The 24,893-nt window shown below is 67.1% G+C and carries 22 protein-coding genes and 1 pseudogene; 5 read left to right on the plus strand and 18 right to left on the minus strand.

What is annotated here, in order from left to right; genetic code table 11:
- Positions 1-76: 76 nt before the first annotated feature.
- From ACEQX1_RS08050 to ACEQX1_RS08065, 4 genes are all read right to left on the minus strand, one after another.
- A complete protein-coding gene (locus ACEQX1_RS08050) occupies positions 77-1,063 on the minus strand; it encodes a beta-ketoacyl-ACP synthase III (protein WP_188077474.1) in 987 nt (328 codons plus the stop codon).
- Positions 1,060-2,133, minus strand: a complete 1,074-nt coding sequence (gene plsX / locus ACEQX1_RS08055; RefSeq protein WP_210310320.1) for a phosphate acyltransferase PlsX — start codon at positions 2,131-2,133, stop codon at positions 1,060-1,062. Before plsX ends, ACEQX1_RS08050 begins: the two co-directional genes overlap by 4 nt.
- Before the next feature lie 88 nt (positions 2,134-2,221).
- On the minus strand, positions 2,222-2,803 hold the full coding sequence (locus ACEQX1_RS08060; RefSeq protein WP_228240603.1) for a DUF177 domain-containing protein: 582 nt from the start codon (positions 2,801-2,803) through the stop codon (positions 2,222-2,224).
- The gene (locus ACEQX1_RS08065; RefSeq protein ID WP_370193028.1) at positions 2,800-3,339 is read right to left on the minus strand and encodes a ubiquinol-cytochrome C chaperone family protein; all 540 of its coding nucleotides are present in this window, start codon (positions 3,337-3,339) and stop codon (positions 2,800-2,802) included. Before ACEQX1_RS08065 ends, ACEQX1_RS08060 begins: the two co-directional genes overlap by 4 nt.
- Before the next feature lie 214 nt (positions 3,340-3,553).
- Between ACEQX1_RS08065 and ACEQX1_RS08070 the strand changes: the two genes are divergently transcribed.
- The gene (locus ACEQX1_RS08070; protein WP_024351418.1) at positions 3,554-4,018 is read left to right on the plus strand and encodes an outer membrane protein assembly factor BamE; all 465 of its coding nucleotides are present in this window, start codon (positions 3,554-3,556) and stop codon (positions 4,016-4,018) included.
- Between the two features lie 86 nt (positions 4,019-4,104).
- Here the strand turns inward: ACEQX1_RS08070 and ACEQX1_RS08075 are convergent, their stop codons facing one another.
- From ACEQX1_RS08075 to ACEQX1_RS08115, 9 genes are all read right to left on the minus strand, one after another.
- On the minus strand, positions 4,105-6,255 hold the full coding sequence (locus tag ACEQX1_RS08075; protein ID WP_370193026.1) for a sodium-translocating pyrophosphatase: 2,151 nt from the start codon (positions 6,253-6,255) through the stop codon (positions 4,105-4,107).
- 210 nt (positions 6,256-6,465) lie between these two features.
- Positions 6,466-7,710 (minus strand): MFS transporter, encoded by a 1,245-nt coding sequence (locus ACEQX1_RS08080; protein WP_370193024.1) that lies wholly within the window; start codon positions 7,708-7,710, stop codon positions 6,466-6,468.
- The gene (gene nusB, locus ACEQX1_RS08085) at positions 7,707-8,240 is read right to left on the minus strand and encodes a transcription antitermination factor NusB (protein WP_187391021.1); all 534 of its coding nucleotides are present in this window, start codon (positions 8,238-8,240) and stop codon (positions 7,707-7,709) included. The genes ACEQX1_RS08080 and nusB overlap by 4 nt, the downstream gene beginning before the upstream one ends.
- Positions 8,241-8,242: 2 nt before the next feature.
- Positions 8,243-8,692, minus strand: coding sequence for a 6,7-dimethyl-8-ribityllumazine synthase (locus tag ACEQX1_RS08090; protein ID WP_370193021.1), 450 nt, complete (start codon positions 8,690-8,692; stop codon positions 8,243-8,245).
- A gap of 147 nt (positions 8,693-8,839) precedes the next feature.
- A complete protein-coding gene (locus ACEQX1_RS08095) occupies positions 8,840-9,457 on the minus strand; it encodes a riboflavin synthase (protein ID WP_370196701.1) in 618 nt (205 codons plus the stop codon).
- Positions 9,457-10,608 (minus strand): bifunctional diaminohydroxyphosphoribosylaminopyrimidine deaminase/5-amino-6-(5-phosphoribosylamino)uracil reductase RibD, encoded by a 1,152-nt coding sequence (gene ribD / locus ACEQX1_RS08100; protein ID WP_370195530.1) that lies wholly within the window; start codon positions 10,606-10,608, stop codon positions 9,457-9,459. The genes ACEQX1_RS08095 and ribD overlap by 1 nt, the downstream gene beginning before the upstream one ends.
- On the minus strand, positions 10,605-11,111 hold the full coding sequence (gene nrdR, locus ACEQX1_RS08105; RefSeq protein WP_370195529.1) for a transcriptional regulator NrdR: 507 nt from the start codon (positions 11,109-11,111) through the stop codon (positions 10,605-10,607). Before nrdR ends, ribD begins: the two co-directional genes overlap by 4 nt.
- 87 nt (positions 11,112-11,198) lie before the next feature.
- The gene (gene glyA, locus ACEQX1_RS08110) at positions 11,199-12,515 is read right to left on the minus strand and encodes a serine hydroxymethyltransferase (RefSeq protein WP_009209296.1); all 1,317 of its coding nucleotides are present in this window, start codon (positions 12,513-12,515) and stop codon (positions 11,199-11,201) included.
- Between the two features lie 162 nt (positions 12,516-12,677).
- Complete coding sequence (locus tag ACEQX1_RS08115; RefSeq protein ID WP_370195527.1) at positions 12,678-14,021, minus strand: murein L,D-transpeptidase; 1,344 nt, start codon at positions 14,019-14,021, stop codon at positions 12,678-12,680.
- 515 nt (positions 14,022-14,536) lie between these two features.
- Between ACEQX1_RS08115 and ACEQX1_RS08120 the strand changes: the two genes are divergently transcribed.
- The gene (locus ACEQX1_RS08120; protein ID WP_230786098.1) at positions 14,537-15,010 is read left to right on the plus strand and encodes an NUDIX hydrolase; all 474 of its coding nucleotides are present in this window, start codon (positions 14,537-14,539) and stop codon (positions 15,008-15,010) included.
- Here the strand turns inward: ACEQX1_RS08120 and ACEQX1_RS08125 are convergent.
- Together ACEQX1_RS08125 and ACEQX1_RS08130 are read right to left on the minus strand one after the other, a co-directional pair.
- Complete coding sequence (locus ACEQX1_RS08125) at positions 15,003-16,508, minus strand: inorganic phosphate transporter (RefSeq protein ID WP_370195526.1); 1,506 nt, start codon at positions 16,506-16,508, stop codon at positions 15,003-15,005. The two genes, ACEQX1_RS08120 and ACEQX1_RS08125, sit on opposite strands and share 8 nt — an antisense overlap.
- Before the next feature lie 195 nt (positions 16,509-16,703).
- Complete coding sequence (locus ACEQX1_RS08130) at positions 16,704-16,889, minus strand: DUF3008 family protein (RefSeq protein WP_188077467.1); 186 nt, start codon at positions 16,887-16,889, stop codon at positions 16,704-16,706.
- A 211-nt stretch (positions 16,890-17,100) separates the two neighbouring features.
- Here ACEQX1_RS08130 and ACEQX1_RS08135 point away from each other — a divergent pair, with 211 nt between their 5' ends.
- From ACEQX1_RS08135 to ACEQX1_RS08145, 3 genes are all read left to right on the plus strand, one after another.
- On the plus strand, positions 17,101-17,685 hold the full coding sequence (locus tag ACEQX1_RS08135) for a DNA-3-methyladenine glycosylase (protein ID WP_370196702.1): 585 nt from the start codon (positions 17,101-17,103) through the stop codon (positions 17,683-17,685).
- A 127-nt stretch (positions 17,686-17,812) separates the two neighbouring features.
- Complete coding sequence (gene recQ, locus ACEQX1_RS08140) at positions 17,813-19,711, plus strand: DNA helicase RecQ (protein WP_370196703.1); 1,899 nt, start codon at positions 17,813-17,815, stop codon at positions 19,709-19,711.
- Between the two features lie 164 nt (positions 19,712-19,875).
- Positions 19,876-20,508, plus strand: a complete 633-nt coding sequence (locus ACEQX1_RS08145; RefSeq protein WP_370195524.1) for a cold-shock protein — start codon at positions 19,876-19,878, stop codon at positions 20,506-20,508.
- 270 nt (positions 20,509-20,778) lie between these two features.
- Here the strand turns inward: ACEQX1_RS08145 and ACEQX1_RS08150 are convergent, their stop codons facing one another.
- The 3 genes and pseudogenes from ACEQX1_RS08150 to clpX all read right to left on the minus strand — a co-directional run.
- Entirely contained in the window at positions 20,779-21,123 is a 345-nt protein-coding gene (locus ACEQX1_RS08150; RefSeq protein ID WP_277026358.1) for an HU family DNA-binding protein, read from the minus strand.
- A 102-nt stretch (positions 21,124-21,225) separates the two neighbouring features.
- Positions 21,226-23,646 (minus strand): endopeptidase La, encoded by a 2,421-nt coding sequence (gene lon, locus ACEQX1_RS08155; RefSeq protein ID WP_081651953.1) that lies wholly within the window; start codon positions 23,644-23,646, stop codon positions 21,226-21,228.
- A gap of 246 nt (positions 23,647-23,892) precedes the next feature.
- Positions 23,893-24,893 (minus strand): annotated as a pseudogene (gene clpX / locus ACEQX1_RS08160) (ATP-dependent Clp protease ATP-binding subunit ClpX); the annotation flags it as partial.

The following is a 24,893-nucleotide window of genomic DNA, read 5'->3' on the forward strand; positions in this document are numbered from 1 at the left end:
CAGGGCGAAACATGCGGGCAGCGCCTTGTTCGTTGCGAACATTAACGAAAACAGCATGTGAATCAAGGATCGATGTCTACCAGCGGATCAGAACTGCCCCCCACGTAAACCCGCCGCCCATCGCCTCCAGAAGGACGAGGTCGCCGCGCTTGATCCGGCCGTCCCGCACGGCCGCGTCGAGCGCCAGCGGAATCGAGGCGGCGGAGGTGTTGCCGTGCTGATTGACGGTGATCACCACCTTTTCCGGCGCAATTCCCAGCTTGCGCGCCGAAGCGTCGATGATCCGGCGATTGGCCTGGTGCGGCACGAACCAGTCGACGTCGTCCGGCCCGATGCCGGCCGCCGCGAAGGAATCCTCGATCACGTCGGTGATCATGCCGACCGCATGCTTGAAGACCTCGCGGCCCTCCATGCGCAGCTTGCCGACGGTGCCGGTCGTGGACGGGCCGCCGTCGACATAGAGCTTGCCCTGGTGGGAGCCGTCGGAGCGCAGCTTGCTGGTGATGATGCCCTGGGCCGACCCGGCATCGGCAGCGTCCGCCGGCACCGCTTCCAGCACCACCGCGCCGGCGCCGTCGCCGAACAGGACGCAGGTGGAGCGGTCTTCCCAGTCGAGAATGCGCGAGAAGGTTTCCGCGCCGATGACCAGCGCCCGCTTGGCGGCACCGCCCTTCAGGTAGAGATCGGCGGTCGTCAACGCGTAGACGAAGCCGCTGCACACCGCGTGGACGTCGAAGGCGAAGCCATGGGTAATGCCCAGCTTGTGCTGCACCTGCACGGCGGAGGCCGGAAAGGTGTTGTTCGGCGTGGCGGTCGCCAGGATGATCACGTCGATATCGGCGGGTGTCAGGCCGGCCGCGTCCAGCGCCTTGCGGGCCGCGCCCTCGGCAAGCGATACCGTCGTCTCCCCCTCGCCGGCGATATGGCGCGCCTCGATGCCTGTGCGCTGGCGGATCCACTCGTCGGAGGTCTCGACGATGCCGGCGAAGTCCTGGTTGCGCATCGTGCGTGCGGGCAGAACGGAGCCCGTGCCGCGGATCACGGATCGGATGGACATCGTCATTGACTGCTGCTCTCGGGGGTCGCCGGTACGTCGTCGGACACACGCAGGTGAAAGTTTTCCAGGTCGGCTTCGATCTTCTCGCGCAGGCCGTGCCGGGCCATCGCATGGGCCAGATCGATCGCCGCCGCGATGCCTTCGGCGTCGGTCCCGCCATGGCTCTTGATGACGATGCCGTTGAGGCCGAGGAAGACGCCGCCATTGACCTTGCGCGGATCCATCTTGTCGCGCAGCCGCTGGAAGGCGCTGCGGGCGAGCAGATAACCGGCGCGGGCCATCCAGGTCCGGTTCATCGCCGCCTTCAGATAGGCGCTGATCTGCCGGGCCGTGCCCTCGGCGGTCTTCAGGGCGATGTTGCCGGTGAAGCCCTCGGTCACCACCACGTCCACCGTTCCCTGTCCCAGATCGTCACCCTCGACGAAGCCGCGATAGTCGATGCCCGGGATCGGCGTCTCCTTGAGCAGGCGGCCCGCCTCGCGGATCTCGTCCTGGCCCTTCACCTCCTCGACGCCGATGTTGAGGAGGCCGACCGTCGGCCGCTCGACGCCGAAGAGCGCACGCGCCATGGCGCCGCCCATCATCGAGAAATCAATCAGCTGCTGGGCGTCGGCGCCGATCGTGGCGCCCACGTCGAGGACGATGCTCTCGCCGCGCAGCGTCGGCCAGATCGCCGCGATGGCCGGGCGCTCGATATTGGCCATGGTGCGCAGGCAGAATTTCGCCATCGCCATCAGCGCGCCGGTGTTGCCGGCCGAAACCGCGACATCCGCCTCATGGGTCTTCACCGCCTCGATGGCGCGCCACATGGACGATTTGTACCGCCCCTGCCGCAGCGCCTGGGACGGCTTGTCATCCATGCGGATGGAGATCTCGCAATGGTGGAAGGTCGAGGCCGCCTTCAGTTCGGGATGCTGGTCGAGCACCGGCAGCACCGCCTCGCTCTGACCGAACAGCACGAACCGCGTGCCCGGATGCCGCTGGAGCGCGATGGCGGCTCCCGGCAAGACGACGGAAGGGCCGTGGTCGCCGCCCATGGCGTCGACCGAAATCGTGATACCAGTGTTTGAAATCAATGGTCTCTCGCCTTTGCGCACGGCGTCCTGGCCGCGCGGCGCGAAGATATCGGTTTACGCGTGAACAGCAACCGCCGAATTGAAACAGTCATTCGCCCTTGGCGTCCTTGGTCTCGCGCGGCACCAGCGTGGTGAGCACGTCGAAGGCCGAGCGGACGCCGGCCTTGGGGTCGGGGTCGGTATCGACGGCCTCGAAGGCGACGTCGGATTCGCGCGGATAGGGATCGAGCCCCAGCGACACCGCTTCCATCAGGAACGGCCCGACGTCGATCTGCGGTCCGCGGAAGGTCTCCGGCGGGTCCTCGCTTTCGAGATCGACGTGGATCTCGTTCTCGCCGGTCTGGGGCACCGGCGCCAGCCGCGAGCCTTCCGGCACGAAGGTGGTCTCGAACGCCTCGTTCAGCGCCTGGCTGACCGGCTCCAGCGTCACGACGCTCTCCTGGACCAGGGTCGCGCGCAGGCTGCCCTTCACCTTCACCCCCTCGCCGCGCCAGCGCGAGGCGGTGAGGTCGGCCCGCAGCTCGCGAACCTCGAGGATATCGAGATGCCGGGCCAGCGCGACGCGCTCGGCCTCGTTTGCCTCGTAGTGGATCTCGAGGCCGTCGCGCGGCAGCTTCTCGGCGGCGATGTGAAGTCGGATCGGGTCGGGCCCGGTCTGCGGATTGCTCATGGTCTGGTCCCTGGTTGGAGCGTACCGGCCAGGATCGTCTCGGCCGCGATCGCTCCAAATCGTTCGTTTTCCGCCATCATGTAGGTCGCAAGGCGCGCGCTTGCATCCTCCGGCGCGTCCGCCGGCACCGCCCGGCCTCTCAGGCCGGCCGACAGCGTCGCCGCGTCGTCGGCGTCGAGCGCGGCATCATAGACCGACACCCGCTCGTAGAAGACGCCGGCCAGCTTGCGCATGCGCTTGGGCACGGACGGGTCGCCGACGCCGAGTTCGCGGATCGAATCCTCGATATCGGTGATGAACCGATCGACCACTTCCTGCGCCAGCGGCCGCAGGGTCGGCTCGTCCCGGCAGCGCCGCAGGAACAGGAAGACATGCACCGACAGCGCCTCGAAGCGTCCCATCACGGTGTCGGGAATGGCGCAGGCGAGATAGAGGTCGTCCTGGCGCGATCGGATCACCAGCGCGGCGTAGAGATCGTCGACGACCTCGCGGTTGCGCGCCTTGAGGCGACGGTTGGCTCTGAAACGTTGAAACATTGCTGGGCCGATCGATGGCTACACTGCCATGGGCGGTGCCACAGCGCCGGATCGATTGCAACGCTCCCGCAGGTGCTTTACCAAAACGCATCCGCCGCGCTCGCGCGTCAGCCGGAGGCGTCCGCTTGCGGACATGCCGCCGGCCGGCACTCCCGCGTCGCGGCAACGGACCTGCCAGCCGCGTATCGGCGATGGCCTCAAGGAGTAAGACAGCGTGAAGCCTTCCGTCCGACTCAAGCGCCCTCTCCTCGCCTCGGCCGCCGTTCTGGCCGCACTGGCCCTGTCGAACTGCACGACCAGCGAAGTGCTGACCCAGGGCTACGTGATCGACGAAAAGACCGTCGAACTCGTGCCGGTCGGCTCGAGCCGCGAACAGGTGCTGCTGGCACTGGGCTCGCCCTCGACCACGGCGACCTTCGACAATGAGGTGTTCTACTACATCTCGCAGAAGCGGGTCCGGCCGGTCGCCTTCATGAAGCCGCAGCTCGTCGACCAGCGGGTCCTGTCGGTCTATTTCGACGGCGAGGGCCGGGTCGAGCGCATCGCCAATTACGGCCTGCAGGACGGCCAGCCCTTCGACTTCATCTCGCGCACCACGCCGACCGGCGGTCAGGACCGCACCTTCCTCGGCCAGATCCTGTCCGATACCGGCAGCGGCTCGCCGGGCCCGAACCTCTAGGGTTCGCCGACACCGCTACCGCGTCAACGAAAAGGCCCCGCAGGTTTTCGCCTGCGGGGCCTTTTTGCGTTTCGCCTAAGCCGCGATCAGTTGTGCGCCAGCACCGCGAGCAGCAGCAGCGCGACGATGTTGGTGATCTTGATCGCCGGATTGACCGCCGGTCCGGCCGTATCCTTGTAGGGATCGCCCACCGTGTCGCCGGTCACCGAGGCCTTGTGGGCGTCGGAACCCTTCTCGTGACGCACACCTGCGCTGTCCACGAAGCCGTCCTCGAAAGACTTCTTGGCATTGTCCCAGGCCCCGCCACCGGAGGTCATCGAGATGGCGACGAATATGCCGGTGACGATGACGCCGAGCAGCATCGCGCCCACCGCCGAGAACGCCTGGCTCTTGTCGGCGATCAGGTAGACGCCGAAATACACCACGATCGGCGCCAGCACCGGCAGCAGCGACGGCACGATCATCTCGCGGATCGCCGACTTGGTCAGCAGGTCGACGGCCCGTGCATAGTCGGGCCGTTCGGTGCCGGCCATGATGCCCGGCTTCTCGCGGAACTGTCGGCGCACTTCGTCCACTACCGAGCTCGCGGCACGGCCGACGGCGGTCATCGCGATACCGCCGAACAGGAACGGGATGAGCCCGCCGAGCAGCAGACCGACCACGACGAAGGGATTGGTCAGGGCGAAATCCGGTTCGACGCCCCGGAAATACTCGAAGCCATTGCCGGCATTCGCCTGCTCGACGAAATAGGCCAGGTCGTAATTATAGGCCGCGAACAGCACCAGCGCGCCGAGACCGGCCGAGCCGATCGCATAGCCCTTGGTGACAGCCTTGGTGGTGTTGCCGACCGCATCGAGCGCGTCGGTGGACTTGCGGACATCCGCCGGCAAGCCGGCCATTTCGGCAATGCCGCCGGCATTGTCGGTGACCGGACCGAAGGCGTCGAGCGCCACGATCATGCCGGCGATGCCGAGCATGGCCGTCACGGCGATGCCGGTGCCGTAGAGCCCGGCAAGCTGGAAGGTCGAGATGATGCCGGCGACGATGACGATCGTCGGCAGCGCCGTCGATTCCAGCGAGATGGCGAGGCCCTGGATGACATTGGTGCCATGGCCCGACACCGACGCCTCGCTGATCGAGCGGACCGGCCGGAAGCCCACGCCCGTGTAGTACTCGGTGATCCAGACGATCAGGCCGGTCACCACGAGGCCGATGATGCCGCAGACGAACAGGTTGAGACCGTTGATGGTCATGCCCGACGCCGCTTGACCGATGTCGCCGAAGCCGATGGTCGCCCAGGTGGCGACGGCGATGCCGACGATCGACAGAAGCGTCGTCGCCCACAGGCCCTTGTACAGCGCGCCCATGATCGAGCCGTTCGAGCCGAGACGCACGAAGAACGTGCCGACGATCGAGGTCAGGATGCAGGCACCACCGATCGCCAGCGGGTAGATCATGACGCTTTCGATGATGTCGGTGCCGGCGAAGAAGATCGCGCCGAGCACCATGGTCGCGACGACGGTCACGGCGTAGGTCTCGAACAGATCGGCCGCCATGCCGGCGCAGTCGCCGACATTGTCACCCACATTGTCGGCGATGGTCGCCGGGTTGCGCGGGTCGTCCTCGGGAATGCCGGCTTCCACCTTGCCGACGAGATCGCCGCCGACATCGGCGCCCTTGGTGAAGATGCCGCCGCCGAGGCGGGCGAAGATCGAGATCAGCGAGGCGCCGAAGCCGAGCGAGACCAGCGAGTCGATGACCGTGCGATCGGACACGTCGAGGCCGATCGAGACCGTCAGGACGTAGAAATACACGGTGACGCCGAGCAGCGCGAGGCCGGCAACCAGAAGGCCGGTGATGGCGCCGGACTTGAAGGCGATGCCGAGACCGAGGCTGAGCGAGCGCGAGCAGGCCTGCGCGGTGCGCACATTGGCCCGGACCGAGACGTTCATGCCGATGAAGCCGGCCAGACCGGACAGGATGGCACCGATGACGAAGCCGACCGCCGCGTAGATCGACAGAAGCAGCGCGGTGACGATCGCCACGACCACGCCGACAATGGCGATCGTCGTGTACTGGCGGGCGAGATAGGCCTGGGCACCTTCGCGGATGGCCCCGGCGATTTCCTGCATCCGGGCATTGCCCTGGTCGGCCGCAAGGACCGATCGCGTCGCCCAGCCCGCATAGGCAAGAGCCAGCAGCCCGCACAGGGCCACCACTATGAGAATTGTCGGCATGCTGTCCCCTCGATCCGTGCCGGTTTGGTCCGGCAATCTTCGATTGTTCTGCCGAAGACGGGGAAGGCTCCCCGCCTTGCCAAGCGGGTCGAGGTTATATGGAGTCGGCAAGCCGTCAAGCGCCGTGATCTTCGGCACGACGCGGTCGCGGTCGGGCTGGAATTCGGGCTCGTGTCCGTCCGGCCCGGACAGGCGCCGAGGACGAGGATCTCAGTCGGCGGCCGGTTGCAGCGGCGCGAAGCGCGCCTGCAGGACGAGAACCACGAGACAGACCAGCACCACCGGGAAGACGACCATGTTCATCGTCTCCCATCCGGCGGCGACGAAGGTGCGCCCCGACAGGAAGGAGGCCAGCGAGACCGACGAGAACAGGACGAAGTCGTGCAGGCCCTGCGTCTTGTTCTTCTCCGACGGGCGATAGGTCTCCGCCACGATGGCGGTCGAACCGATGAAGCCGAAGTTCCAGCCGAGACCGAGCAGGATGAGGCCGGTCCAGAACTGCCAGACCGCGAGGCCCGACAGCGAGACGGCGGCGCTGGCGGCCAGCAGCAGCAGGCCGGTCGCGACGATGCGCTCCTTGCCGAAGCGCTGGATCAGCCGGCCGGTGAAGAAGCTCGGGCCGAACATCGCCAGGACATGCCACTGGATGCCGAGCGTGCTGATGTCCTTGGACAGGCCGCAGCCGACCATGGCCAGCGGCGCGCCGGTCATCACGAAGCTCATCATGGCGAAGCTGCCGACACCGCAGCACAGGCCGGCCAGGAATCGCGGCTGCGCCACGACCGTCGCCAGCGGCCGCGCCGGCAGGAGATCGGCCGGATGCCCCTCGTCGGGACTGTCGGGAATGCGCAGGAAGGACAGGATGGCCGCGCCGGCAAGCCCCAGGAAGACCAGTCCGATGAAGGCGCCGGCAAATTCCACCGGCAGGAACAGGTCGGCCGTATAGCGCACCGTCTGCGGGCCGATCACGGCGGCGAAGATGCCGCCGGCCAGCACGATCGAGATCGCCCGCGACTGGAACGAGCGGCGCGCGCCGTCGGTGGCGGCGAAGCGATATTGCTGGACGAAGGAGCCGCCGACGCCGATCAGCATCAGCGCGAAGGCGAACAGCCAGAAGTTTTCCTGGAAGAGCGCGGTCGCCGCGACGAGGCCACCGGCCGATGTGATCAGCGCTCCCGAAATGAAGCCGTAGCGCCGGCCGACGGCGCGCATCAGTGCGGCTGCCGGCAGGGCACCGAGGGCGACGCCGAGATTGTAGCCGGTCACCGGCAGGGTCGCGAGCGACTTGTCGGCCAGAAGCAGCCAGGAGCCGGCCAGGCCGCCGATCGAGATGGCGACGGGCCCGGAGGCGCCGCACAGGGCCTGTGCAGCGGCCAGGATGATGGCGTTGCGACGGACGGTCTTTTCGCCGAGCACCGGCCCGGCGGCTGGCGTTCCGGCGACCGGGGCGCTCACGCCGAGGGCTCACCGCCCGCTGCGCCGCGACGCGCGGTCCGGGTCTCGCCGGGCTTCTCGGCCCGCACGCTGCGCGCCACGCGGTCGAGCACGGCGTTGACCAGGCCGGGTTCGTCGCCGGTGTAGAAGGCCTTGGCGACGTCGATATATTCCGACACGATCACCGCGACCGGCACGTCCTTGCGGTTCGACAATTCGTAGGTGCCGGCCCGCAGGATTGCCCGCAGCGTCGTGTCGATGCGCGACAGCGGCCAGTCAGTCGGCAGCGATGCGTGGATCTTGGGATCGATCTCGGTCTGGCTGCGCACGACTCCGGACACCACGTCCCGGAACCAGCCGGCATCGGCCTCGCGATAGGTCTCCCCGTCAATCTCGCTGCCCAGCCGGAAATTCTCGTATTCCGCGACGGTCTCCAGCAGCGCGGTGCCGCCGACTTCCATCTGGTAGAGGGCCTGAACGGCCGCGAGCCGTGCCGCGCCGCGCTTGTTGGCCTGCTTGACCGGCCGCGCCTGAGGTTCGGAACTGGACATGATCAGGCTCCCATCCGCTCGCGCAGGGCAATCATCGCCAGTGCCGTACGGGCCGCGGCACCGCCCTTGTCCTTGCGCTTCAGGTCGGCCCGGTCGCGGGCCTGTTCCTCGTTCTCGACGGTCAGGATGCCGTTGCCGAGGGCGATCGATTCATGGACCGTCAGGTCGGTCAGCGCCCGGCCCGATTCATTCGACACCAGCTCGAAATGATAGGTTTCGCCGCGGATCACGCAGCCGAGCGCGACGAAGCCGTCATACTCGGTGCCCGATTCATCCGCCGCGCCGAGGGCGAAGCCGATCGCGGCCGGGATCTCGAGCGCGCCGGGAACGGTGACGACGTCGAAATCGACGCCGGCTTCCGTCAGTGCCGCCGTCGCACCGTCCAGAAGGAGGTCTGCGATGGGGTCATAGAAGCGGGCCTCGACGACGAGGAGATTCAGCTTGGCAGCCATTGCGGTATCCTTCGGGGAAGCGATGGCGTGGGTTACCCCTCGCGCGCCCTGCACGCAACAGGATGGAGGCGGCGAAAGCGTGTCGCGACGGGCAAAACCCGCAAAGACATGCAGAAAAGACGATAGGTCTTCGGCTCGCTCGGAGCCTCAGCTCTCCGCCGACCGTGCGCCGAACAGCCGTTCGGCATAACGCGCGATCTGGTCGACCTCGAGATTCACCCTGTCGCCGGCTTTTCGCGCGCCCCAGGTGGTCACATCCAGCGAGTGGCGGATCAGGAGAACGTCGAAGCGGTCGCCATCGACGCCGTTCACCGTCAGCGAGGTGCCGTCGAGACAGACGGAGCCCTTGCGGGCGATGAAACGGCTGAGCTCGCCGGGTGCCTGCAGGGTGAAGCGGACGGACTCGCCCTCCCCGGTGACGGCGACGATCTCCGCCTGCCCGTCCACGTGCCCCGAGACGAGATGGCCGCCGATCTCGTCGCCGATCTTCAGTGATCGCTCGAGATTGAGCGCGCTCCCCTCCTGCCAGCTTCCGGCCGTGGTCAGACGCAGCGCCTCCTCCCAGGCTTCTACCTCGAACCAGCGGTCGGCGTCGCCCGACTGGGGCAGCGCCGTCACGGTCAGGCAGACGCCCGAGCAGGCGATCGATGCGCCCAGCGCGATCCCGGCCGGGTCGTATTGGGTGGCGACGCGGAAGCGGCGGCCCGCATCGAGGCGCTCGGTGCGCACGATCCGGCCGACGTCGGTGACGATCCCGGTGAACATCAGGCGGCCCTTCTCTCGAACTCGTACCAATGGTCGTCGCCGAAGCGATATTCGCGGACCAGGCGGAAGCGACTGCGCGCCGCGGCGACATCGATGGGCGCGCGCACGCCCTCTTCGCCGATCTCCACCGGCCCCTGCACCAGGATCAGCCGGTCGACGAGATCGCTGTCGAGGAAACTGGCGCCGGTCTCGGCGCCGCCCTCCACCAGCACGCTCGCAACGCCCGTCGCCGCCAGATCCTCCAGCAGTTCGGGCAGTGCGATGCGGCCGGTCTCCGGATCGGCCTCGCAGGCGATGAACTGCACGCCCTGCCGGGCCAGCGCCGCCCGGCGCTCGGGATCGGCGCTGGCGAGGGTGGCGATCAGCGTCGGCGTCTCGCCGGCGGTGCGGGCGATGGTCAGATCCGGCGGGGTCCGCAGCCGCGGATCGAGCACGATGCGGTTGGGCGACCGGTCGGCCATGCCCGGCAGACGGCAGTCGAGCCGCGGATCGTCTTCCTGCGCGGTCCCGGCGCCGATCAGAATCGTATCGTGGCGCGCCCGCGCGAGATGGGTCTGGGCGTCGGCGATGGCCCCGGTGATCTTCACCTGGCCGCCGCCACGAATGCCGATCCGGCCATCACGGGACAGCGCCATCTTCAGAAGGATTTCCGGGCGGCCGGCGCCGTGCCGGGTCAGATAGCCAGAGATCGGCGCGGCGGCCTCGGCGGCCATGACCCGCGGCGTGACCGACAATCCGCCGGCCCGCAGGATCGCGTGGCCGCGGCCGTCGACACGCGGATCGGGGTCTGCCGCCGCCGAAACGACGCGCGTGATTCCCGCCGTCACCAGCGCCTCGGCGCAGGGGGGCGTGCGGCCGTGATGGGCACAGGGCTCCAGCGTGACATAGGCAGTCGCGCCGCGCGCAAGCTCACCGGCTTCGGCGAGCGCGCCCGTCTCCGCATGCGGCCGGCCGCCGATCGCCGTGATACCGCGCCCGACGATGCGCGGGCCGGTTCCGTCGTCGCGTACGATCAGCGTCGCGACGGACGGGTTGGTCGCCGTGCGTCCGACATGCCGCTGGGCGTAGCGGATGGCGGCCGCCATGAAGCGCCGGTCCACCTCAGTGGCCGGCCGTTCGGGGCTCGTCGTCGCAGTGCCCTGCCCGTTCACGAGGATGGCTCGTCGGGCGTGGTCTCGTCCTCGTCGATCGCCGCGGGGCCGTCGCCGCGTCCCAGCTCGCCGAGCAGCGACTGAAAATCGCTAGCCTCTCGGAAATCACGATAGACCGAGGCGAAGCGGACATAGGCGACGTCATCGAGGCCCTTCAGGGCCTCCATGACCATCTCGCCCAGCGCTTCGGACCGCACTTCCTGTTCGCCGGATTGCTCGAGCCGGCGCACGATGCCGGAGATAAGCCGCTCGACCCGGTCGGGATCGACGGAGCGCTTGCGCAGTGCCACCTCGACCGAACGGGCCAGCTTGTCGCGATCGAACGGCACCTTGCGGCCGGACTTCTTCAGCACCTGAAGCTCGCGGAGCTGGATGCGCTCGAAGGTCGTGAAGCGACCGTTGCAATCCGGGCAGACCCGCCGGCGCCGGATCGTGCCGCCATCCTCGGCGGGGCGCGAATCCTTCACCTGACTGTCCTGCGAGCCGCAATAGGGACAGCGCATGGCACCTCTTCGATCTTGGAAGCGATCATGCGTGCCGATGGCCGGCGCGCATGATCCCTGGCTGGGCCGTGCCGGCCCGGGCGGCTGTCAGAGGCCTTCGTAGATCGGGAACCGGTCCGTCAGCGCGACGACCTTCTCCTTCACCGCAGCCTCGACGGCGGCGTTGCCCTCTTCGGAGTTCGCCGCCTTCAGGCCGTCGAGCACCTCGACGATCATCCGGCCGACCTCCTGGAACTCCGGCACGCCGAAGCCGCGGCTGGTGGCCGCGGGGGTGCCGAGCCGGATGCCCGAGGTCACCATCGGCTTCTCCGGGTCGTTGGGCACGCCGTTCTTGTTGCAGGTGATGTTGGCGCGGCCGAGCGCCAGCTCCGACGCCTTGCCGGTCAGGCCCTTCGGCCGCAGATCGACGAGCATCAGATGGGTGTCGGTGCCGCCCGACACGATGTCGACGCCGCCCTCGCGCAGCGTCTCCGCCAGCGCCCGCGCGTTTTCGCAGACCGCGCCGATATAGGAGCGGAAGCCCGGCGTTAGCGCCTCGCCGAAGGCCACGGCCTTGCCGGCGATGACGTGCATCAGCGGTCCGCCCTGCAGGCCCGGGAACACCGCGGAGTTGATCTTCTTGGCGATCGCCTCGTCATTGGTCAGGACGATGCCGCCGCGCGGCCCGCGCAGGGTCTTGTGGGTCGTCGAGGTGGCGACATGGGCGTGCGGGAACGGGCTCGGGTGAAGCCCGGCGGCCACGATGCCGGCGAAATGCGCCATGTCGACCCACAGATACGCCCCGACCTTGTCGGCGATCGCCCGGAAGCGGGCGAAGTCGATCTGCCGCGAATAGGCCGAACCGCCGGCCACGATGATCGCCGGCTTGTTCTCGACGGCCAGCGCCTCGACCTGGTCGTAGTCGATCAGGCCGGTCTCCAGATCGAGACCGTACTGCACGGCGTTGAACCAGCGGCCCGACAAATTGGGCTTGGCGCCGTGGGTCAGATGGCCGCCGGCGTCGAGGCTCATGCCGAGCAGCGTATCGCCCGGCTTCGAAAGGGCAAGCAGCACCGCCTGGTTGGCCTGGCTGCCGGAATTGGGCTGCACATTGGCGAACTCGCAGCCGAAGAGCTGCTTGACCCGGTCGATGGCCAGCGTCTCGACGACGTCGACGAACTCGCAGCCGCCATAATAGCGCCGGCCCGGATAGCCCTCGGCATATTTGTTGGTCAGCACCGAGCCCTGCGCCTCGAGCACGGCGCGCGACACGATGTTCTCGGACGCGATCAGTTCGATCTCGTGGCGCTGGCGCGACAGTTCGTTGCCGACGGCGCCGAAGATATCGGGGTCGCGGTCGGCCAGCGAGGCGGTGAAGAAATCGCCGAACTCGCGCGACGCATCGTTACGAATGGCCTGGCTCATGATGGTCTCCTTCGGGCGGCGCGGCGACCCGGCGGGGTCCTGCCACGAGATGGCTGCGCCAATACCATAGCCGCTTGCGCAGCACCAACGGCGAAAGGCCGCGCATGAAAAAGGCCGGGCGCATCGCTGCGCCCGGCTCACATGTCGTCGCGTTGGCGTGGCTCAGTAGCCGTCGTCGCCGCGGGCGTAGGGGTTCTGCTGGTTCGGCGCATAGGCCGTCGCCGTCAGTTCGCTCATCGCCAACTGCTCGACGCCGTCGCGGTGATAGATGTCGTCGCGGAACTGCACGACCGTCGGGTCGGTCGCCCAGGCGGTGATGTAGGTGAAATGCACCGGCACCGGGTTCAGGAGGTCGATGTCCTGGCGCTCGCGGGCGGCGATCACCTGTTCGATGCGCTGGCGATCCCAGCCCGGCACGTCGCGGGCCAGCCAGACGATCAGGTCGCGCACATTCTGCACGCGCACGCAGCCCGACGATTCGAAGCGCATCAGCTCCGAGAACAGGCTCTGCTGCGGCGTGTCGTGCATGTAGACCGCATGCGGGTTCGGGAAGTTAATCTTCACCGACGCCATCGCGTTGATCTTGCCCGGATCCTGGCGGAACAGGTACTTCACCGCCTCTTCCGTGTTCCAGTCGATCGTCTGCGGCGGGATTTCCTGACCATTGCCGTCGAAGATGCGGATGGCGTTCCGCTCCAGATAGGTCGGGTCCTTCTGCATCAGCGGGATGATGTCCTTGCGGACGATCGACACCGGCGCATGCCAGTACGGGTTCAGGTTGAGATTGGTGATGCGCGAGTCGAGGATCGGCGTCTGCCGGTCGACCTTGCCGACGACCGCCGTATGGCGCTGCACGACGCGGCCATTCTCGACGGCCTCGATCGAGGCGGCCGGAATGTTGACCACGACGTAGCGCTGGCCGAGATCGGTGGCCACCTTCTCGCGCAGACGCTGCAAATTGGTCTGGAGCTGGCCGAGACGCAAATCGGCGCCGACATTCATCGCCTTGTAGGTGTGCCCAGAGACGACGCCGTCGGCCGGGAGGCCGTGGCGGGCCTGGAAGCGCTTCACCGCCGCATCGACATAGGTGTCGAAGGCGGGCGATCCGCCGGCATTGCTGCCGAGGTCGCCGGCGATCGCTAGGCGCTGCCGCAGCACCGGCACGGTGCGCGACTGCACGCCGATCTTCAGCGTCTCGCCTTCCGGCACCATCGGCCAGCCACCGCCCTGCACGATGGCGGAATAGCTGTTGATCGCCTCCTGCAGCGAATAGATCGTGTTTTCGGAAAGCACCGGGGAGTTCGAGGCGACCTGACGGACGTTGGAGCCGCGCGTGTCGAACTGATCGTCCCAATTGCCGCGCGTCGGCGCCTGCAGCAGTTCGCCGAGGGCGTTCTGCGCAAAGGCGGCACCGGGCAGCATCGCTGCACTGGCGGCCGCCGTGCCGAGCACGAAGCGACGGCGGCTGAGCCGCTTGCCGTTGCACGCGTCGTTGGAAATCGTCATCGAAACTCCTCGTGGATATGCACGTCCCTGCAGAACCTAGCCCGTCATGGTAAACGGAAGCTGACGGGTCTTGCCGGATTCGCTTGCTGACCAAGCGTTACAAGCTCGTAACGCACTCCAATATGGCCAAAGCATGAAGCCGGAAGTCCGCTCGGCGCGGCCTTGCGGGCTCTCGCCGCGACCGTGTCCGAACGGCCACCGATGCGTCGCGCGATTCACGCAAGCGTGAAGACAAACGCTTGGCGCCACAGGGCTTTTCCTGTCGCACCCGACAGCAGGGGCTGGAAAGCGCACGAGGTGCGCCCTATAACTCATGCACGGATGATACGCTGCGATTCGATATCTGCCGCCCTGCCTCTGGCAGGCGCCGCGCGCGCTCGCTGCGACACAATCTTTACAGGCAACTTGCCGCCGCCAGATCGGGGCAAGTTCAATGCAGTTGATATGATGATGATCTGCTTTGCGCGCGCCGGGACGGCCTGCACGCCGAGCGGAACGAGAGAGGAACCGGCCCCATGATGGAAGTGCTGCGCGAAAGACTCGCCGAACGTTCGATGCTGCGCGGCAGCGACCCCTCGGGCACCCAGACCGGGACGATCCCCTATGCGGTGGTCGGCGACCAGCCGGTCTTCCTGCTGATCACCTCGCGCCGGACCGGCCGCTGGATCTTTCCGAAGGGCTCCCTGATGGAGGGTCTGGCCCCCTGGGAGAGCGCCGCGCAGGAAGCCTTTGAGGAAGCCGGTGTCGAGGGGCACGTCGATCCGGCTCCGCTCGGCACCTACCGCACGCTCAAGCGCGGGCTTCGCCAGACCAAGGTCCTCGACGTGACGCTCTATCCGCTGCGGGTCGAGCAGCAGCACGACGCGTGGCAGGAAATGCGCCAGCGCTACCGGCACTGGGCAACCTTCGCCGAGACCCGCCGCCTGTTGACGGAAAAGCCGGTCGTCGAGCTGACCGAGAAGCTTTATCGCCGGCTGACCGCTAGCTGACGACCATGGCCGACATGGCGAGGTAGAGCAGCGCCGAGAGCAGGGCCGCCGCGGGCACAGTGATCACCCAGGCGGCGGCGATGCCGAACAGGTGCTGACGCCGCACCAGGCGCCGCCGCTCCCGCTTCTGGAAATTGGCGACCGCCTCCTCCGGCGTCGCGTTCAGCCGCGACGTCTTCAGGAACAGTGTCCGCGGCTGCACGCCGGGATTGACCAGCCCGCGGTTCGACTTGAACTCGCGCAGGAAGCCGACGCCGAAAATCGCGCCCACCGCGATATGGGTCGAGGACACCGGCAGGCCGAGGCTTGAGGCCAGCAGAACCGTGATCGCGGCCGACAGCGCGACGCAATAGGCGCGGATCTCGTTCATCTTGGTGATCTTCTCGCCGACGGTGCGGATCACCCGCGGCCCGAACAATGCGAGGCCGACGGCGATGCCGATCGCGCCGATCGAGAGCACCCAGAGCGGCAGGACCACCTGCCCGTCGGCGGTCGAGCCCGACGTGGCGGTCGCCACGATCGCGGCCAGCGGTCCGACCGCATTGGCGACGTCGTTGGCGCCATGGGCAAAGGACAGCAGCGCAGTCGCAAAGATCAGCGGCGGCACGAACAGGCCGCTGATCGTCTTGATGCGGCTGTCCATCCCCGTGGAACGCCGACGGATCCAGGGCCGCGCGACGAGCCAGCCGACGATGGCGAAAGCCAGCCCGCCCGCCAGCACATGCATCGGCTCCGGCGTCCACAGCCGCTTCAGGCCCTTGGTCATCAGATACATGGCGAAGATGCCGGACATCAGCGCCACCAGCACCGGCACCCAGCGCCGGGCCGCCGCAAGCCGATCCTCGCGGTTGAGAATCAGGGTCTCGACCAGTGCCAGGAGCAGCGCCGCGATGCCGCCGCCCAAGGCCGGCGAGATGATCCAACTGGCGACGATCGCGCCCAGCATCGGCCATGCGACGATCCCCGCGCCCGCTGCCGCGACGCCGGAGCCGACGACGCCGCCGACAATGGCGTGGGTGGTGGAGATCGGCGCGCCGAAGACGGTCGCCAGATGAATCCACAGGCCGGCGGCCAGGAACGCCGCCATCATGATCAGGATGAAGTCGATCGCCTCCATCGCCGCGTGCGGCTGCAGGAGATCGCGGGAGATCGTGCTGACCACGTCGCCGCCGGCGATGATGGCGCCCGCGCCCTCGCAGACCGCGGCGATCGCCAGCGCACCGGCCAGCGTCAGCGCCTTCGACCCGACGGCCGGGCCCATGTTGTTGGCAACGTCGTTGGCGCCGACATTCAGCGCCATGTAGCCGGCGATCACCGCGGCGATGACGACGAGATAGGTCAGCGGACCATCGGCCACGAAGACGCTGGCCAGCGCCATCGCCCCCAGAAGGAAGAGCACCGCCATGCCGGGCGCCGCGACCGAGCGGGCCGAACCGTAGGTGGCCGTTTCCAGTGAAACGACCTTTTTCAGATCCTTGTCGAGGGCGCTTTTCGGCATTTCTTGAAAACGGCTCCGTCACATAATGTCGGGCGCCCTTAGCACATGTGTTCCCCGATGCACGCCGCGGCTCACGATGCCGGCGCCGCTGTCGCACAGACGCCACGGCCCCGGGGGCCGAACTCGCCTCCCCGATACGGCAACAGCCGGCAGGGTCACCTGCCGGCTGTTGCTTCAAGCCGAAGAACGGTGGCGCTAGTCGGACTTGTGCTCCGGTTTGCCCTTGCGCTCGGTGGACGCCATGTCGTCGAGCTCTTTCTCGCTCATCGATTCGTACATGCCTTTCGACGCGCCCTGCAGATCGGAGACCTTGGTGTCGCCGCGCTTGGCGGACAGGGCTGCGCCGGCGGCCTTCTGCTGTGACTTGGACTGAGCGGGCATGGATACCTCCTCGAGTTGCCTCGACCGCGAAACGTCATGGCGTCGATGCCGTTCCCGACCACCGCCATCCGGTGGGCAACCTATGTGGCAAGGTGCCGGACGCGCGAAATCGATGCGTCCCGCCTCGCCGCAGCCGGAACGAAACGGCGCGCCATGCGTCGTCGAAGCACCGCCGATCGCCAAGCGCCCTGAACAGCCACCGCCGAGCATGATGATCCCAACACGCTTCTTCGACCGTGACGTCGTGTCCGTCGCCCGGGACCTGATTGGCGCGACGCTTGTCGTCGACGGCACCGTGGGCGGTACGATCGTCGAGACCGAGGCCTACGACCAGCAGGACCCCGCCTCCCACAGCTTCAAGGGCGCGACGGCGCGCAACGCCGCGATGTTCGGCGAACCGGGCCGGGCCTATGTCTATCGCTCCTACGGCATCCACTGGTGCCTCAATTTCGTCTGCGAGGCGCCGGGCAATGCCAGCGCCGTCCTGATCCGGGCGATCGAACCGACGCTCGGCCTCGATGCCATGGCGGAGCGGCGCGGCCTCGCCGACATCCGCAAGCTCTGCGCCGGTCCGGGACGACTCACCCAGGCTCTCGGGATTACCGGCGCGCAGGACAACTGCCGCCTCGACGCGCCGCCGTTCCGGTTGGAGCCGCCAGCCGCATCGCCGCAGATCGTCGTCGGGCCGCGGATCGGCATCACCCGGGGCGCCGAGACGCCGTGGCGGTTCGGCCTCGCGGGCTCCCGCTTTCTCAGCGCCCGCTTTCCGGTCGACGCCCGACCGGGCGACAGATGACGCCGATGCGGCCCCGTCACGGGCCACCACCTACACGTGACGGATCGCCGCCGGCCCGACATCGGCCGACGAGTTGCGTTGCGCCGCCCGATGGCCGACCCTCGCGCGGCGATTCCCGGAGACGATGATGCAGCAAGAAGGACGCCGGTCCGCCGGGCCGGCCAAGACCGATCCCCTGTTCGACAGAAACGGCCCGACGCAGGCGACCAATGCCGGCGCGACGGCCGATCCGCGCGAGATGCTGCGGACGGTCTTCGGCCACGCGGCCTTTCGCGGCCAGCAGGAAGCGGTGGTCGATCAGGTCGTCGCCGGCGGCGATGCCGTCGTTCTTTTCCCGACCGGCGCGGGCAAGTCGGTCTGCTACCAGATCCCGTCACTCTGCCGCCCGGGCGTCGGCATCGTCGTCTCGCCGCTGATCGCGCTAATGCACGACCAGGTCGAGGGTCTGCGCCAGGCCGGCGTCAACGCCGCCTCCCTGAACTCGTCCATGAGCGACGAGGAGCGCGACACGGTGCGCGCCGACCTTCTCGCCGGCAGGCTCGACCTTCTCTACGTCACGCCGGAGCGGATCGTCAGCGAGGGGTTCCGGCGCACGCTGTCGCGTGTCCGCATCGCCCTCTTTGCCATCGACGAAGCCCATTGCGTCAGCGCCTGGGGTCACGATTTCCGGCCCGAGTACCGGCTGCTCGAAACCCTTGCCGACGATTTTCCCTCGGTGCCGCGGATCGCCCTGACCGCGACCGCCGATCCGACGACACGTGCCGACATCATCGAGCGCCTGCGGCTGACCCACGCGCCGGTCTACATGACCAGCTTCGACCGGCCGAACATCCGCTACGCCATCGTCGAGCGCGACAATCCGAAGAAGCAGCTCCTGTCGTTCCTGGAACGCCATGAAGGCGCCAGCGGCATCGTCTACTGCCTGTCACGCCGCAAGGTGGAAGAGACGGCGGCCTGGCTGAACACCCAGGGCATCCGGGCCCTGCCCTACCATGCGGGGCTCGATGCCAGCGTGCGCGCGGCCAACCAGGCGGCTTTTCTCAACGAGGAGAATCTCTGCCTCGTTGCGACCGTGGCCTTCGGCATGGGCATCGACAAACCGGACGTCCGCTTCGTTGCCCATCTCGACCTGCCCTCCTCCGTGGAGGCCTATTACCAGGAGACCGGCCGCGCCGGCCGTGACGGCCAGCCGAGCGACGCCTGGATGGCCTACGGCATGCAGGACGTGGTCCAGCGCCGGCGGATGATCGATCAGGGCGGCTCGGAAGAGACCATCAAGCGGGTCGAGCGCGCGAAGCTCGACGCCCTTCTGGCCATCTGCGAGACAGCCGACTGCCGCCGCGCCGCCATCCTCGCGCATTTCGGCGAGCACCATGAGGGGCGTTGCGGCAATTGCGACACCTGCCTGTCACCGGTCGAGACCTGGGACGGCACCGAGGCGGCGGTCAAGCTGCTCGCCGCCGTCTACCGCACCGGCGAGCGGTTCGGCTCGGGCCATGTGATCGACGTTCTCACCGGCAAGGCGACCGACAAGGTCGTGCGCGCCGGCCAGGACGGCATCCCGGTCTTCGGCGCCGGCAAGGATACCGAACAGCGTGTCTGGCAGTCCGTCGCCCGGCAGCTCACCGCGTCGGGCCTTCTTACTATCGACCACGCCGCTTTCGGCGCCCTGAAGCTGGGCGAGGATGCCCGCGCCGTGTTCCGCGGCGAGCGCAAGGTGATCCTGCGCAAGGACCGGGTCCGCAAGGCCACCCAGTTCCGCCGCAGCGACCATGCGACGGAAGGGATGGACGAGACCGCGGCGACTTTGTTCGAGGCCCTGCGCCAGGAACGGCTGCGGCTCGCCAAGGAGCAGCAGGTCCCGCCCTACATGGTGTTTTCCGACGCCACCCTCAGGGCCATGGCCGAGCGGCGACCGCACGATGCCGACGCCTTGCACGCGGTTCCGGGCGTCGGTCTCGCCAAGCTGGAACGCTACGGCGACACCTTCCTTGCTGTCATCGCCGATGCGGCGGAACGCGCCTGACGGCGATATTTCGCCGTCGCATGCGCGACCATTTGCTGGTAAATCATTCGCGGGAAACAGCTATCGCGCGAGCGGAGGATGTAAAACGCATCCTCTGCCGCTTGCGCGTGATGCCGTTTCCTTTACATATTCCGCAATCCGAACATGTCCAAGCTGAGACCACCATGGGTAAATACCGAGACCACCGCGACACGCGCCGCCGCGGATTCGATGATGACGGCGCCTTGCCGGCGGAGCGGGATGCCGAGCCGAGCTACTTCCAGCGCTCGTCGCCCGCTGGCGGGTCCGGCGGATCGCTGCCGTCCGACGCCGAAGTGATGTGGTTCAACGCCACCAAGGGCTTCGGCTTCGTGAAGGCTGCCGACGGCACCGAGGCATTCCTGCACGTGCGGGCCCTCGAGGCGGCCGGCGCCAGCGCCGAGGGCGTGACCGAAGGCACCCGCCTCACGGTCCGGATCGACCAGGGGCAGAAGGGCATGCAGGTCACCGAGGTGCTCTCGGTTGCGGCCGGCTCCGGCAACCCCGCACCGGCACGCGCCCGTCCCGCGCCGCAGCGGCAGGGCGGCGGTGCTCCCGGCGGTCCCGAGGAAGAGGCCACCGGCACGGTCAAGTGGTACAATGCCGACAAGGGCTTCGGCTTCATCGGCCTGGACGACGGCGCCGGCAAGGACGTCTTCGTCCATGCCACGGCCCTCAACCGCTCCGGCCTGACCACCCTCGCCGACGGCCAGAAGGTCACCGTCCGCTTCGTCCACGGCAACAAGGGCCCGGAAGCGCGGACCCTCAGCGCCGACTGATACGCCGCGGGGCGGGCCTTCGCGCCTGCCCCGACGCCAGCCGTCCGCAGCGCCATGCCGCGCGGGCCGCACCCTGCCAGCGGCGCCCTGCCCGCTCCGGCCCTGCGGCCCTGCCGCACATTCCCTCCGATTTCTGACTGCAAGCCACGACGCCGGCCTTTGTTCGCTGTGCGATACCGGCCCCTAAAACGCAAAACACCGGTCAGGCTTGTCGCCTGGACCGGTGTCTTTACGTTCGCACTGCTGCGGCCGCGGGGGCCGCGCCAGAACTTACTTGTTGTTGACGGCGTCCTTGAGACCCTTGCCGGCAGCAAACTTCGGCACGTTGCGGGCCGGGATGTCGACCTCGGCACCGGTCGAGGGGTTGCGGCCCTTGGAGGCGGCGCGATGCGACACCGAGAAGGTGCCGAAGCCGACGAGGCGGATGTCGTCGCCCTTCGCCATGGTGGCCTGCAGCGTGTCGAACACCGCGTCCACTGCGGAGCTGGCGTCCTGCTTGGACAGGTCAGCCTTCTCGGATACGGCGGCGATCAGTTCATTCTTGTTCATGGATACCCTCCTTTTATCGTTCGCGCATCTTAGCGATCCGTGAGTACGGCCGCGACTTTCGCGGATGATACAACGTTCTGCAACGCCAAAGCCCCTGTTTTCAGGGCTTTGGGGCAAAAAAATGCCGCCGACGAGCGGCGGCATTACTAACAAGATGTGAAGGTGAGCCTAGTGGGCAACAGCCGTGGCGCCGTTTTCCACCAGCGGCTGACCGGACATCGGCTCGTCCACTTCCGACCATTCGACCGGAGTCGGCATCTCGATCAGCGCGTGCCGCAGCACCTCGCCCATCCGCGACACCGGCACGATCTCCAGCCCGTTCTTCACATTGTCCGGGATGTCGGCCAGATCCTTGGCGTTTTCCTGCGGAATCAGAACCTTCTTGATGCCGCCACGCAGCGCCGCCAGAAGCTTCTCCTTCAGGCCGCCGATCGGCAGGACCCGCCCACGCAGGGTGATCTCGCCGGTCATGGCGATATCGCGGCGCACCGGAATACCCGTGAGCACCGAGACGATGGCCGTGGCCATGCCGACACCGGCGGACGGACCGTCCTTCGGCGTCGCGCCTTCCGGCACGTGGACGTGGATGTCCCGCTTCTCGAACAGCGGCGGCTTGATGCCGTAGTCGAGGGCCCGCGACCGGACATAGGAGGCCGCAGCCGAGATCGACTCCTTCATCACCTCCTTGAGGTTGCCGGTCACCGTCATCTTGCCCTTGCCGGGCATCATGACGCCTTCGATCGTCAGCAATTCGCCGCCGACCTCGGTCCATGCCAGCCCGGTCACCACGCCGACCTGATCCTCGGTCTCCGCCTCGCCGTAGCGATAACGCGGCACGCCGAGATAGTCCGACAGATTCGCGGCCGTGACCTCGATCTTGCTCTCCTCGCCCTTGAGGATCTTCGTGACGGCCTTCCGGGCGAGCGTCATCAGCTCGCGCTCGAAGTTCCGCACGCCGGCCTCGCGGGTGTAGCGACGGGCGATCTCCTGCAGCGCATCGGCACTGACGGAGAACTCCTCGGGCTTCAGCGCATGGTCGCGGATCGCCTTCGGCAGCAGGTGCCGCGACGCGATCTCGACCTTCTCGTCCTCGGTGTAGCCGGCGATGCGGATGATCTCCATCCGATCCATCAGCGGCGCCGGGATGTTCAGCGTGTTGGCCGTCGTCACGAACATGGTCGAGGACAGATCGTATTCGACCTCGAGATAGTGATCGACGAAGCTGGCGTTCTGCTCGGGATCGAGCACCTCCAGAAGCGCCGACGACGGATCGCCGCGGAAGTCCTGACCCATCTTGTCGATCTCGTCGAGAAGGAACAGCGGGTTGGTCTTCTTGGCCTTCTTCATCGACTGGATGACCTTGCCGGGCATCGAGCCGATATAGGTCCGCCGGTGGCCCCGGATCTCGGCCTCGTCACGCACGCCGCCCAGCGCCATGCGCACATATTCGCGGCCGGTCGCCTTGGCGATCGACTTGGCGAGCGAGGTCTTGCCGACGCCCGGAGGGCCGACGAGGCACAGGATCGGCCCCTTCAGCTTCGACTGGCGGCTCTGCACGGCGAGATACTCGACGATCCGCTCCTTGACCTTCTCGAGCCCGAAATGATCGGCTTCGAGAACGTCCTCGGCCTTCTTCAGATCGACCTTGACGCGCGACTTCACGCCCCAGGGCAGCCCGAGGATCCAGTCCAGATAATTGCGCACGACCGTCGATTCGGCGGACATGGGCGACATCTGCTTCAGCTTCTTCATCTCGGCGGCGACCTTCTCGCGAGCCTCCTTGGAGAGCTTGGTCTTCTTGATCCGGTCCTCCAGCTCGGCCATCTCGTCGCGGCCGTCCTCGCCGTCGCCGAGCTCCTTCTGGATCGCCTTCATCTGCTCGTTCAGGTAGTACTCGCGCTGGGTCTTCTCCATCTGGCGCTTGACGCGCGAGCGGATGCGCTTCTCCACCTGCAGAACCGAGATCTCCGATTCCATGAAGCCGAGGGCCTTTTCCAGCCGCTCGCGCACGCTGATCATCGCCAGCATGTCCTGCTTCTCGGGAATCTTGATCGCCAGATGCGAGGCGACCGTGTCGGCGAGCTTCGAGTAGTCCTCGATCTGGCCGGCAGCCCCCACCACTTCGGGCGAGATCTTCTTGTTCAGCTTGACGTAGTTCTCGAACTCCGAGACCACCGAACGCGCCAGCGCCTCGATCTCGACCGGGTCTTCCTCGGTCTCCTCGATCAGGCTGGCGGAGGCCTCGTGCCACTCGGTCCGCGGCGAGAAGCTCTCGATCTTCGCCCGGCCCATGCCTTCGACCAGCACCTTCACGGTGCCGTCCGGGAGTTTCAGGAGCTGCAGCACGTTGGCCACGGTGCCGATCTCGTAGATCGCATCCGCGGTCGGGTCCTCGTCGGAGGCGTTCTTCTGGGTCGCAAGCAGAATCTGCTTGTCGGCACCCATCACCTCCTCGAGCGCCTTGATCGATTTTTCGCGGCCGACGAAGAGCGGCACGATCATGTGCGGAAACACGACGATGTCGCGCAGCGGCAGAACCGGGTACAGAGCCGCCCCGGCGGCACCCTGGCGTTCTTGCATATCAGACATGGTATTCCTTTCTACGGCATCCTCGCCGTGTTCGGCCACCGATCCTGCGCCTTCTTCGAAGCGCGCGGGTCCAGCGCCATCACGACCGTAATGTGGGCGTCACACGCCTGCTATTCAAGCGATTCGGCAGCGGGACGCGGGTGCTGTCCGATGTCGCAGGCGACGGTCCTCGAAAATGAAAAGCCCGCCCCGGCGCCAAGCCGGGACGGGCTCATAAGCCGTCAAACCTCGCCTTGATGATTCACATCAGGCGCTGACGTTTTCCTTCTCGCCGTTCCGCTCGGAATAGATGTAGAGCGGACGGGCATTGCCGTCGATCACGTCCTCGGAGATCACGACTTCCTGCACGCCTTCCAGCGTCGGCAGGTCGAACATCGTGTCGAGGAGCATGGCTTCCATGATCGAGCGCAGGCCGCGGGCGCCGGTCTTGCGCTCGATCGCCTTGCGGGCGATGGCGCGCAGCGCGTCCTCGTGGAACGACAGCTCGACATTCTCCATCTCGAACAGACGCTGGTACTGCTTGACCAGTGCGTTCTTCGGCTCTTCCAGGATCTGGACCAGTGCCGCCTCGTCGAGATCCTCGAGCGTCGCCAGAACCGGCAGACGACCGACGAACTCGGGGATGAGGCCGAACTTCAGGAGATCCTCGGGCTCGACCTGACGGAACACGTCGCCCGTGCGCCGGTCGTCGGGACCCGCGACATTCGCCGCGAAGCCGATCGAGGTCTTGCGACCGCGATCCGAGATGATCTTGTCGAGACCGGCAAAGGCGCCGCCGCAGATGAACAGGATGTTCGCCGTATCCACCTGCAGGAATTCCTGCTGCGGGTGCTTGCGGCCACCCTGCGGCGGAACCGAAGCCACGGTGCCTTCCATGATCTTCAGCAGCGCCTGCTGGACGCCCTCGCCCGACACGTCGCGGGTGATCGAGGGATTGTCCGACTTGCGGCTGATCTTGTCGATCTCGTCGATATAGACGATGCCGCGCTGGGCGCGCTCGACATTGTAATCCGCCGCCTGCAGCAGCTTGAGAACGATGTTCTCCACGTCTTCGCCCACATAACCAGCTTCGGTCAACGTGGTCGCATCAGCCATCGTGAAGGGCACGTCCAGGATCCGCGCCAGCGTTTGCGCCAGCAGCGTCTTGCCTCAACCTGTCGGACCGATCAGCAGGATGTTGGACTTGGACAGCTCCACCTCGCCGTTCTGGCCGGCATGGTTGAGACGCTTGTAGTGGTTGTGAACCG

It is taken from the genome of Aurantimonas sp., from assembly GCF_964217435.1.
Lineage (GTDB): Bacteria > Pseudomonadota > Alphaproteobacteria > Rhizobiales > Rhizobiaceae > Aurantimonas > Aurantimonas coralicida.